The sequence below is a fragment of the Sulfuricurvum sp. RIFCSPLOWO2_12_FULL_43_24 genome, assembly GCF_001829605.1.
GTDB lineage: Bacteria > Campylobacterota > Campylobacteria > Campylobacterales > Sulfurimonadaceae > Sulfuricurvum.
The window spans coordinates 1,099-4,035 of record NZ_MIBT01000088.1 but is presented as its reverse complement, the minus strand read 5'-3'; the positions used below and the strand labels follow the sequence as shown (position 1 = coordinate 4,035).

At 37.9% G+C, this 2,937-nt stretch carries 5 protein-coding genes and 1 pseudogene; 1 reads left to right on the top strand and 5 read right to left on the bottom strand.

Features of this window, described 5'->3' with window-relative positions; genetic code table 11:
- The 4 genes and pseudogenes from A3G19_RS08255 to A3G19_RS08240 all read right to left on the bottom strand — a co-directional run.
- A pseudogene (locus A3G19_RS08255) lies at positions 1–512 on the bottom strand (P-type conjugative transfer protein TrbL); the annotation flags it as partial.
- Positions 506–754 carry an EexN family lipoprotein gene (locus tag A3G19_RS08250; RefSeq protein WP_294871956.1) on the bottom strand — a complete coding sequence of 83 codons (249 nt, stop codon included), beginning with the start codon at positions 752–754 and terminating at the stop codon, positions 506–508. The gene A3G19_RS08250 and the pseudogene A3G19_RS08255, both read right to left, overlap by 7 nt.
- Positions 755–765: 11 nt before the next feature.
- Positions 766–1,545, bottom strand: coding sequence for a P-type conjugative transfer protein TrbJ (gene trbJ / locus A3G19_RS08245; protein ID WP_294871953.1), 780 nt, complete (start codon positions 1,543–1,545; stop codon positions 766–768).
- Positions 1,520–1,714 carry a hypothetical protein gene (locus tag A3G19_RS08240; protein ID WP_294871950.1) on the bottom strand — a complete coding sequence of 65 codons (195 nt, stop codon included), beginning with the start codon at positions 1,712–1,714 and terminating at the stop codon, positions 1,520–1,522. The genes trbJ and A3G19_RS08240 overlap by 26 nt, the downstream gene beginning before the upstream one ends.
- A gap of 341 nt (positions 1,715–2,055) precedes the next feature.
- Here A3G19_RS08240 and tnpA point away from each other — a divergent pair, with 341 nt between their 5' ends.
- The gene (tnpA, locus tag A3G19_RS08235) at positions 2,056–2,433 is read left to right on the top strand and encodes an IS200/IS605 family transposase (protein ID WP_294871947.1); all 378 of its coding nucleotides are present in this window, start codon (positions 2,056–2,058) and stop codon (positions 2,431–2,433) included.
- Here tnpA and A3G19_RS08230 read toward each other — a convergent pair.
- Complete coding sequence (locus tag A3G19_RS08230) at positions 2,423–2,821, bottom strand: hypothetical protein (protein ID WP_294871945.1); 399 nt, start codon at positions 2,819–2,821, stop codon at positions 2,423–2,425. The two genes, tnpA and A3G19_RS08230, sit on opposite strands and share 11 nt — an antisense overlap.
- Positions 2,822–2,937 lie beyond the last annotated feature (116 nt).

Genomic DNA, 2,937 nt, shown 5'->3' with positions numbered 1-2,937 from the left:
ATAAATAATTGCGCTGCCATTGTTCCGAATGCAATAAGAGCAATTACTCCTGTAATAATTGCTAAAAAACTCAGTGGAATATTAGTGATACTCATACCATTAAACACGGCAACAACCAAATCCATTGCCGCCTCTAAAATGGTATCTGGTTGGATATTTCGCTCTGTGGCGTTTGTGGCAATTTGTGCGAATGATTCAGGTATCATTTTTAGATAATCAACCGAATTGAAGATCATCAAGAAAAAACCTATCCACATGATTTTTTCGATTAATGTCCATAAAAGCGCGCCTACGTCCGTACCTTTAAGTGCCATAGCCCCAAAAGTCAACACAAAATCAATTGTAATAAAAGCGGTAAAGAGCCACATCCCCGCAGGCTTGATCGCATTAACCCACGAAGCTGAGGCGGCAGAAAATATTTCCAATACACCTTGAACGTTATTGTTTGCATCAACATCACCAAATAGAAGGGAAGGGAGAAGAAACAGAGTTAAGAATATTATTCTTACCATGTTTTAATATCCTTTTCGTCGCCCTTGATGGGCTTTTTACCTGTGTGAAAAAATAGAGCTTGTTCAGCAAGTCCACAATTTGTTGTTTCTTCCTCTGTCATTGATTGAGCAGTTTTGCACTCAGCAACTAAAGACTTAGCCTCGTCAAGGTGATCTTCATAATATTTCTGTGTTTTTGTTTCACTACCACACCCAGTGAGTAAGATTGCCGTGATCGTTGCGATTGTTAATACTGTTTTCATTTTGGTGTCCTTTACCATGTTTTGATATTTTTTTCGTCGCCCTTGACGGGCTTTTTGCCACTTGTGAGAAATCTTTGTATTTGTGCTTGTCCTACAGCTTTTTCCTCATTCTGCTGTGCCGATTGTTGTGCCATAAGGTTCGTTTGCATCAACATCGTTGAATGAAGCTTTTTGAGGGTGTCCGTTTGGTGCATAGCGATTTCATTCGCCGCCTGAATAGCCGATAAGTTCCCGTTTGAACTTCGGCTCTGGAGCTTCAACATATTCATGTTAAGTTGATCGTCTTGTAAATCCTGATTGGTAGCTCGTAGATTTTGGAGCGTACCAAGAGCCGTTCCACGGTTCTGATCGGTCAAGGATTTATAATATTGAGAGAATGATGAGGCTTGTTCTCTGCTTGTGCCGACTAATCCCTGCTTCATGTGTTCATCGTATCCGGGGAACGTCGTTGAGAATTTTGTATCAAGATCAGACATATTGTAAGCGATGCCGTTTGTTGAACGCATAATATTTGTGAGCTGATCGATGTACTTATTGAAGTTTGAAACATCCATCGAACTTAACGCTTTTAAATTCTGCTGTGCCATCTGCACCGCTTGAATGTTTTGTTGAAGATTATTTGTAGCGATTGTGATCTGCTCAATCTGTTTCGCCAAGCTCACAGCGTTGCCCGTTTCAGCGGTAGCCCATTGGATGCTTTGCAGGGCTTGTGAAGCGTCACCCCCTGCGTAGACATTCGGACTGATTAAACACGCCAAAACAATGCTAATTTTTAGAGTTTTTCTTAGCATAGAACGCCTCCACATACTCATCATATGAAATTCTTTGTGGTATCGATCCACCAGTAACAAGAGCTTTGAAATCACCCCACCATTCATGAATGGCAAATTTAGTGGCGAGGCAAAAATCAAACTCCTCCCATTGTTGTTTAAATGGTTTTTTTACTTTTTTTTCTTCCATTTTTAGTCCTTTTTATTTATTACACCGTCGCTATATCTTGGGTCAATATTTTTTTCAATTCTTTGCTATCTGCTATTGGCAGCAACAATAAAATTTGATCAAACAATACCTCTATTTTTGCGATTGCTTTCATGCGAGGATAACACTCTCTTATCGCTCGTTCTGTTCGCTCTCTCTGAGTTTCTTTCTTCCCTTTTAGCATGTCATTTCTCCACCATAAAGTTGTACAATGCCAATCTGAAACGACGTTTAAAAAAAAACTTCGTAAATAGGTCTGTACTGTTGAAATTATACCAATTTTACGGTACTATGTCAATATATTTTAAATAGGTATGTATTTTATGAAAATTACAAAAAATCGTTTTGCTCGCTACTCGCTTAAATCTCATTTGGTGTTCATAACAAAAAAAAGACAGAAAATATTTACTCCGGATCATTTAATTTTTCTCCAAAAAGTGATGCAAGAAACAATAAGTGAAATGGGTGGATCTCTGGAGGAATTTAGTGGCGGGGAAGAGTTTGTTCACTTGCTGATTTCATACCCGCCGAAGTGGTCAATCAGTGATATTGTCAATAATTTAAAAGCGAGATCATCCCGTCTGATCCGGCGGGATCTTTTAATAGGAGATTCGTCCGATTCGCTTTGGTATCAATATTATTTAGCATTAAGTGTCGGGGAATTTGACGAAGCAATAATTAAAAAATTTATCACGAAGTAACCCCAAAACATGGCTTAAAAAAATTCTCCCAATCACTGCACTGTTGTTCCCAGTTTTTCGGTTTAAATTCGGGATGAGTTTTGATTAGATCTTGCATAAACAAGAACCATTTGAAAGCCTCTTTTATTTCGTCCTTTTGTGCAATATTTTTCTTTGTAAGAAGTAATTTTAAATCATTGCTCAATCTGTTTAATTGGAGTGTTCTATCTGTTTCAATGAAGCCCAATTTAACTAAATATTTTTTGGCGGTGTTGCGACTTATCCCCGCTTGTTTAGCCACGCTTGATTGATTGAGCACTTTGTTTTCATCCATCAATTTTTCAATGGCAGCATAAATCTTTGTTGTTGAAATTTCTTCTAATTTTTGGTGTGCTTTTATTGGTTTCATTTTAAAATCTTACAGTTTAGATATTTTGTTAAATTCATCTGTCAAAATCTTTTTTGCGTATGCGGTTACATCTTTGCACCCGTTCTGAAAAGCAATAGGCGAAAGCGCATCGATCA

Excerpts from the sequence above, each read along its gene's own strand:
- trbJ (WP_294871953.1), bottom strand. The coding sequence starts at position 1,545 with ATGCTAAGAAAAACTCTAAAAATTAGCATTGTTTTGGCGTGTTTAATC.
- A3G19_RS08250 (WP_294871956.1), bottom strand. The coding sequence starts at position 754 with ATGAAAACAGTATTAACAATCGCAACGATCACGGCAATCTTACTCACT.
- A3G19_RS08230 (WP_294871945.1), bottom strand. The coding sequence starts at position 2,821 with ATGAAACCAATAAAAGCACACCAAAAATTAGAAGAAATTTCAACAACA.
- tnpA (WP_294871947.1), top strand. The coding sequence starts at position 2,056 with ATGAAAATTACAAAAAATCGTTTTGCTCGCTACTCGCTTAAATCTCAT.
- A3G19_RS08240 (WP_294871950.1), bottom strand. The coding sequence starts at position 1,714 with ATGGAAGAAAAAAAAGTAAAAAAACCATTTAAACAACAATGGGAGGAG.